Origin of the sequence: Trinickia sp. (genome assembly GCF_051961175.1) — a bacterium.
Classification (GTDB): Bacteria; Pseudomonadota; Gammaproteobacteria; order Burkholderiales; family Burkholderiaceae; genus Trinickia.
On record NZ_JBQCDN010000357.1, the window covers coordinates 1 to 7,437 of the forward strand.

Here is a 7,437-nt window from a genome sequence, read left to right on the forward strand (position 1 = left end):
CGATGTCCGCGCTGAAGAGCGTCAAGCGGCTGTTCCTATTGATCTCGGGCGAACGCAAGCTCGACGTCCTCAAAGCGGCCGCGTCCGCGCCACAAGAAAACGCCATCTCGAAGCTGGCAAACGACAAGGGAGTCAGACTCGATGTCTACTGGTCTGCAAAATAAAGCTCATCCGGTATCCGGCGCACGCCAGCACGCCGACGGTCCGCGCCTGCTCGCCGATATCGGCGGCACCAACGCACGCTTCGCGCTGGAAACGGAACCCGGCGAGGTCACGCAGATCCGCGTCTACCCGTGCACGGACTTCCCGACGATCGAAGACGTACTGAAGAAGTATTTGAAGGATGCGAAGGTCGGGCGCGTCAATCATGCGGCCATCGCGATCGCCAATCCCGTCGATGGCGATCACGTCAGCATGACGAATTTCAAATGGGCGTTCTCGATCGAAGCGACGCGGCGCGCGCTCGGGTTCGATACGCTGCTCGTCGTCAACGATTTCACGGCGCTCGCCATGGCGCTGCCGGGCCTCACCGACGCACAGCGTATCCAGGTGGGCGGCGGCGCGCGCCGGCAAAACAGTGTGATCGGGCTGCTTGGGCCGGGGACGGGGCTCGGCGTGTCCGGCCTCATCCCCGCCGACGACCGCTGGATTGCGCTCGGCAGCGAAGGCGGCCACGCCACGTTCGCGCCGATGGACGAGCGCGAAGATATTGTCTTGCACTACGCGCGCAAGAAGTGGCCGCACGTTTCGTTCGAACGCGTGGCGGCTGGGCCCGGCATCGAACTCATCTATCGCGCGCTGGCTGCCCGCGACAAGAAACGCGTCGCGCCCACGGTCGATCCCGCCTATGTCGTCGATCGGGCCCATGCCGGCGACGCGCTGGCACTCGAAGCCGTGGAATGTTTCTGCGGCATCCTCGGCACGTTCGCGGGCAACCTCGCGGTGACGCTGGGGGCGTTGGGCGGCATGTACATCGGCGGCGGCGTGGTGCTCAAGCTGGGCGATCTGTTCCTGCGCTCCTCATTCCGCCAGCGGTTCGAGGCGAAAGGCCGGTTCCAGCCGTATCTCGCCAACGTGCCGACCTACGTCATCACGGCGGAATACCCCGCCTTCCTCGGCGTCTCGGCGATTCTCGCGGAACAATTGTCGAACCGGGCCGGGGGCGGCTCGTCGGCCGTGTTCGAGCGGATCCGTCAAATGCGCGACGCGCTGACGCCCGCCGAGCGCCGCGTAGCCGATCTCGCGCTGAACCACCCGCGCTCGATCATCAGCGATCCGATCGTCGACATCGCCCGCAAGGCAGACGTGAGCCAGCCGACGGTCATCCGTTTTTGCCGTTCGCTGGGCTGCCAAGGTCTGTCCGACTTTAAGCTCAAGCTGGCCACGGGGCTGACGGGTACGATTCCCGTCAGCCATAGCCAGGTGCACCTGGGCGATACGGCCACCGATTTTGGCGCGAAGGTGCTCGACAACACGGTGTCGGCCATCTTGCAGCTGCGCGAGCATCTGAACTTCGAGCATGTCGCGCGGGCGATCGAACTGCTGAACGGCGCGCGGCGGATCGAGTTCTACGGCCTCGGCAATTCGAACATCGTCGCGCAGGACGCTCACTACAAGTTCTTCCGTTTCGGCATTCCGACGATCGCGTATGGCGATCTCTATATGCAAGCGGCTTCGGCGGCGTTACTCGGCAAGGGCGATGTCATCGTCGCGGTATCGAAGTCCGGGCGGGCGCCCGAGCTGCTGCGTGTGCTGGACGTGGCGATGCAAGCCGGCGCGCAAGTCATCGCAATCACGTCGAGCAATACGCCGCTCGCGAAACGCGCCACCGTCGCGCTCGAAACCGACCACATCGAAATTCGCGAATCGCAGCTGTCGATGATTTCGCGCATCCTGCATCTCGTCATGATCGACATCCTCGCCGTGGGTGTGGCGATTCGCCGCGCCGAGCCGGCCGGCGAAATGAAGCAGGCCGTGGCGAAGGCACGCTCGGCCAGCACCGACGATGCCACGGCGGTGCTCGATTGGCTCAGCCATGGGGCAGCGTCCTCGGCGGCGGATTAGCCGGACGTCACGCGAGACCCTCCTCGCCCCCTCTCACCCGATAGCGGCCTGACTGACCCGCGCGCTCGTTGGAGCCGCGGGTTTTTCATGTGCAGGCCGGCTAAAACAATTCGGAACTTTCCGATCAAATCCTTGTCGCGAAAGGCTTTGCGAGCGGCCGCCGCTGCGGTTTGGTGAGATGACGCCCACCCATGGGCGCAAAACGTCGATTTTTCTTCAACGTATTCGCAACAACAGTGCGTGACGGGGTGTCGCTCTCACGCAACACTCGACCCCTTCAATTAAGCGAACGCTTTCACTCAGTCCCTTGTCTGTCAAGGAGGAGCGGCCTACGCGTTCTGAATTACTGCGTTTCAAAATTCGCAACAATCGTCGGCAACTAGTGTTTCTACTAATAAGGGTAAGGGGGCGAGATGCCTAGTATCGCCTCGACTGCCTGGACCCCGCTGCGGCACGAAACTGCCCAAGAGGTGGCGAAGTCCGCGGCAAACGAATCAGTCAATCCGGGTTGCTCACACAGCAACCTCAACGTCTCGGAGACCTTTTAATGAAAAAATCGCTTCTCGCACTGGCAGTGACGGGCGCCTTCGCGGTGCCGGCTTTCGCGCAAAACAGCGTCACGCTGTACGGCGTGATCGACGCTGGCCTCACGTATGTGAACAACGCCGGCGGCCACGCCAAGTGGGCGATGCAAAGCGGCATCGTTCAAGGCAGCCGCTGGGGCCTGAAGGGTTCGGAAGACCTGGGCGGCGGCACGAAGGCCATTTTCCAATTGGAAAACGGCTTCAACGTGTTCAACGGCAACCTGGCCCAAGGCGGCCGTGAATTCGGCCGTCAAGCTTACGTCGGCCTGTCGAACGATCGAGTCGGTACGCTGACGCTCGGTCGTCAATACGATCCGGTCGTCGACAACGCGCAACCCACCACGTTCAACGGCCAATGGGGTGCCTTCTTCTCGCACCCCGCCGATATCGACAACACGGATAACGGCTTCCGCGTGAATAACGCGGTCAAGTACGTTTCGCCGCGTTTCGGCGGCGTTCAAGGCGAATTGTTCTACGGGTTCGGCGGCGTGGCAGGCCAGTTCGGCGCCCAAAGCACGATCGGCGCCGGCTTGAACTTCTCGAGCGGCCCGCTGTACATCGGCGCGGGTTACTTCTACGCGAAGAACCCCGGCCTTGCCTCGAGCACGGTTGCGACGGACGGCAACTTCGGCACGAGCACCGGCATTTGGACGTTGGTCGGCGCACCCCGTAACATGCAAAGCATCAGCGGCGGCGCAACGTACACGTTCGGCCCGGCGACGATCGGCGGCAACATTTCGGACGTTCGCTTCAACGACGCACTCGCGCCCGGCCAGACCACCCGTTTCGACAGCTTCGAGCTGTGGGGCAACTACAACCTGACGCCGGCTGCAACGCTGGGCGCCGGGTACACGTTCACGACGGGCAAGGTCGATGCGACGAACCAAAAGCCGAAGTATGGTCAAGTCAACCTGATCGCCGATTACCACCTGTCGAAGCGTACGGACGTCTACGCGATGGGCGTCTATCAACACGCGATGAGCGGCAACGTGACGGCAGACATCTACGCGGGCATCATCGGTGCTGCCAGCACGAACAGCAACCAAGTGCTGGGCCGCGTCGGCATCCGTCACAAGTTCTAAGCACAGCAACATGCTTTCCGGTGGGCCTCGGCCCGCTGGAGCATGGTTGCCGCAGTATCCTCAAAGCGCCCCTCGCGGGCGCTTTTTTTATGCGCCTTTTTTGTGCACGTCCGGTGCAGCTTTTCCGGCCTCAAACCCGCCCGTGCGCCCCCCGCTCCGCTAGTTCGGTACAATTGGCGCCATCCCACCGGCCGCGGCTCTGTTCCGCGCGCGCCCGTCCGTCCCGGCCGGTCCCTCTTCGAAGCCGATATTACTCATGCCCAGCAATCAAGCTCTCTTCGAACGTGCCCAACGCACCATTCCCGGCGGCGTCAATTCGCCCGTGCGTGCCTTCCGCTCCGTTGGCGGTACGCCGCGTTTCGTCCAGCGCGCCCAAGGCCCCTACTTCTGGGATGCGGAAGGCAAGCGTTATATCGACTACATCGGCTCATGGGGCCCGATGATCGTCGGCCACGTGCACCCGGACGTGCTCGAAGCCGTGCAGCGCGTGTTGGCCGACGGCTTCTCGTTCGGCGCGCCGACCGAAGCCGAAATCGAGATCGCCGAAGCAATCTGCAAGCTCGTGCCGTCGATTGAGCAAGTGCGTCTTGTGTCGAGCGGCACCGAAGCAACGATGAGCGCGCTGCGGCTGGCGCGCGGCTTCACCCAGCGCAATCGCATCGTCAAGTTCGAGGGCTGTTATCACGGTCACGCCGATAGCCTGCTCGTCAAGGCGGGCTCCGGCCTGCTCACGTTCGGCAATCCGACGTCGGCCGGCGTGCCGGCCGATATCGCCAAGCACACGACCGTGCTCGAATACAACAACACACAGGCGTTGGAAGAGGCGTTCGCCGCCTTCGGCGACGAAATCGCGGCCGTCATCGTCGAGCCTGTCGCCGGCAACATGAATCTCGTGCGCGGTAATCCCGAGTTCTTGCAGGCGCTGCGACGCCTGTGTACGCACCATGGCGCCGTGCTGATTTTCGACGAAGTCATGTGCGGCTTTCGCGTCGCGTTGGGCGGCGCGCAGGAGGTGTATGGCATTACCCCCGATCTCACCTGCCTCGGTAAAGTCATCGGCGGCGGCATGCCGGCCGCGGCATTCGGCGGCCGGCGCGACATCATGTCGCTGCTCGCACCGGAAGGCGCCGTCTATCAGGCGGGCACGCTGTCGGGCAACCCGGTTGCCGTCGCAGCGGGCTTGAAGACGCTCGAGTTGATCCAGACGCCTGGCTTTTACGAGCGCCTGTCGGCACAAACGGCACGGCTCGCGAATGGCCTCAACGCGGCCGCGCGCGACGCCGGCGTGGCGTTCTGTGCGGATGCCATCGGCGGCATGTTCGGCCTTTACTTCACCGAGCACGTGCCGGCGAGCTTCGCCGACGTTTCGCGCAGCGATATCGCACGCTTCAATACGTTCTTCCATCAGATGCTCGATGCCGGGGTGTATTTCGCGCCGTCGGCTTACGAAGCCGGCTTCGTCTCGAGCACGCACGACGATGCCGTGATCGATGCGACGATCGAGGCGGCGCGCGACGCCTTCGCGGCACGCGTCGCGTAATCAGGCGGCGCGCCCATGTTCTCGGAAGCCGATTTCATCCATATGCAGCGAGCGCTGACGCTCGCGGCGCGCGGCATGTACACGACGAAGCCGAACCCGCGCGTCGGCTGCGTGCTCGTGAAGGGCGGCATGGCGATCGGCGAAGGCTACACGCAGCCCGCCGGTCAGGATCACGCCGAAGTCCAGGCGCTCAAGGACGCGCGACGCCGCGGCCACGACCCGCAGGGCGCGACGGCGTACGTGTCGTTGGAGCCGTGCAGCCATTTCGGCCGGACGCCGCCCTGCGCGCATGCGCTCATCGATGCACGCGTCAAACGAGTCATCGCGGCGATGGAGGATCCGAACCCGCAGGTCTCGGGGCGGGGGCTGACGATGCTGCGCGATGCGGGCATCGACGTGCGCTGCGGGCTGCTTGCGAACGAGGCGCGCGAGCTCAATATCGGTTTCGTGTCGCGTATGACGCGCGCGCGGCCCTGGGTGCGAATGAAAGCCGCGGCATCGCTCGATGGCCGCACGGCCCTGCCCAACGGCGAAAGCCAGTGGATTACGGGGCAAGCGGCGCGCGCGGACGGCCACGCCTGGCGTGCGCGTGCCTGCGCGATTTTGACGGGCATCGGCACCGTACGCGAGGACGATCCGCAGTTGACGGTGCGCGACGTCGAGACGCCGCGGCAACCGCTGCGCGTGCTTGTCGACAGCCGGCTGGAGGTCCCGCTGACGGCGCGTCTGCTCGATGGCCCGCCGCCCGTCATCTTTTGCGGGCGGATCGACGAGCGCAATGCTCGGCATGCCGAAGCATTGGCTGCACGAGGAATCGAACTCGTGCAGTTGGCCAATGAGCACGGCAAAGTCGATTTGCCGGCGATGTTGAAAGTACTCGGCGAGCGCGGCATCAACGAACTGCATGTCGAGGCCGGGCATAAGCTGAACGGCTCGCTGCTACGCGAAGGATGCGTCGACGAACTGCTGATCTATTTGGCGCCGAGCCTGCTCGGCGACGCTTCGGCCGGCATGTTCGATCTTGCGGCACCGGCTGCGCTCGATGCGCGCACGCGGCTGGTTTTTCAGTCGGTCGACCGGATCGGGGACGACTTGCGGATCTTGGCCCGGTTACAGGCGCCTTCGACGCCGCATTGAACCGGCTGAACCGGAAACTAAACGAACAGGAAGGAAGCTCACGATGTTTACGGGAATCGTCGCGGCCGTGGGTCGCATCGAAGCAGTGAAAGCGCTCGGTAGCACCGACGCTGCCGGGGTGCGTCTGACGGTCGATGCGGGGACGCTCGATCTGAGCGACGTCGCGCTCGGCGACAGCATCGCGATTCAAGGGGCTTGCATGACGGTGATCGAGAAGACGGCCCGCACGTTCGATGTCGATGTTTCGCGCGAAAGCCTGAATTGCACGGTCGGCCTTGCTGCGCCGGGCGAAGTCAATCTTGAAAAGGCGTTGACCGCGCATGAGCGTTTGGGCGGGCACATCGTGTCGGGGCATGTCGATGGGCTCGGCACGGTTACGCGGTTCGCGCCCGTTGGCGAATCACATGAGTTGCGCGTACTGGCGCCGCGTGAGATCGGGCGTTACCTCGCGTTCAAAGGCTCGATCACGGTGAACGGCGTGAGCTTGACCGTGAACAGCGTCGACGATCGCGACGACGGATGCGAGTTCTCGATCAATTTGATCCCGCATACGGTTCAAGTCACCACGCTCAGGAATGTGAAGGCCGGGGATCAGGTCAATCTTGAAGTGGATTTGATTGCGCGGTATGTGGAGCGGATGCTCGGGGCGGCAAGGAGCAACGACAGGACTTAAGCGCGCTGGGAGTCACCGAGGGGCGAACTTGGCGCGCCGCCATGCATCGTAGAGAACAATTAGGCACACTCTGCGCCTCCACGGCACATGATCTGGCCGCGCGGGAGGCGTGGGTGTTTTACCTAGTTTCGAAAGGGTAAACAAGCCCTAGTTCAGCACGTGCAGCGTCCACGATATCGATCATTTTCATCGACATATCGTGCGTGATGACCGGGCTTTCGATCCGACCTGAGCGCAGTACGTCACAGAAATGGGCCGTTTCGTAATTAAGTCCACCGCCCTGGAACGGCTCATGCAATTCGACCGTCCGTCCTCCAAGGTAGCGAACCGTCGCTCGAGACGGGTTCCACCAGTTTT

At 63.5% G+C, this 7,437-nt stretch carries 5 protein-coding genes and 2 pseudogenes; 6 read left to right on the forward strand and 1 reads right to left on the reverse strand.

Features of this window, described 5'->3' with window-relative positions; translation table 11 throughout:
* The 6 genes and pseudogenes from ACTHL0_RS20635 to ACTHL0_RS20660 form a co-directional block, all read left to right on the forward strand.
* A pseudogene (locus tag ACTHL0_RS20635) lies at window positions 1–164 on the forward strand (6-phosphogluconolactonase); the annotation flags it as partial.
* Window positions 142–2,064 carry a bifunctional transcriptional regulator/glucokinase gene (locus ACTHL0_RS20640; RefSeq protein ID WP_440568746.1) on the forward strand — a complete coding sequence of 641 codons (1,923 nt, stop codon included), beginning with the start codon at window positions 142–144 and terminating at the stop codon, window positions 2,062–2,064. The pseudogene ACTHL0_RS20635 and the gene ACTHL0_RS20640, both read left to right, overlap by 23 nt.
* A 547-nt stretch (window positions 2,065–2,611) precedes the next feature.
* Window positions 2,612–3,730 (forward strand): porin, encoded by a 1,119-nt coding sequence (locus tag ACTHL0_RS20645; RefSeq protein ID WP_440568747.1) that lies wholly within the window; start codon window positions 2,612–2,614, stop codon window positions 3,728–3,730.
* A gap of 256 nt (window positions 3,731–3,986) precedes the next feature.
* Window positions 3,987–5,270 carry a glutamate-1-semialdehyde 2,1-aminomutase gene (gene hemL / locus ACTHL0_RS20650; protein ID WP_440568748.1) on the forward strand — a complete coding sequence of 428 codons (1,284 nt, stop codon included), beginning with the start codon at window positions 3,987–3,989 and terminating at the stop codon, window positions 5,268–5,270.
* Window positions 5,271–5,285: 15 nt separating this feature from the next.
* Window positions 5,286–6,407 carry a bifunctional diaminohydroxyphosphoribosylaminopyrimidine deaminase/5-amino-6-(5-phosphoribosylamino)uracil reductase RibD gene (ribD, locus tag ACTHL0_RS20655; RefSeq protein ID WP_440568749.1) on the forward strand — a complete coding sequence of 374 codons (1,122 nt, stop codon included), beginning with the start codon at window positions 5,286–5,288 and terminating at the stop codon, window positions 6,405–6,407.
* Between the two features lie 43 nt (window positions 6,408–6,450).
* Window positions 6,451–7,080 (forward strand): riboflavin synthase, encoded by a 630-nt coding sequence (locus ACTHL0_RS20660; RefSeq protein WP_440568750.1) that lies wholly within the window; start codon window positions 6,451–6,453, stop codon window positions 7,078–7,080.
* Between the two features lie 118 nt (window positions 7,081–7,198).
* On the opposite strand, the pseudogene ACTHL0_RS20665 reads toward ACTHL0_RS20660, so the two are convergent.
* Window positions 7,199–7,437 (reverse strand): annotated as a pseudogene (locus ACTHL0_RS20665) (gfo/Idh/MocA family oxidoreductase); the annotation flags it as partial.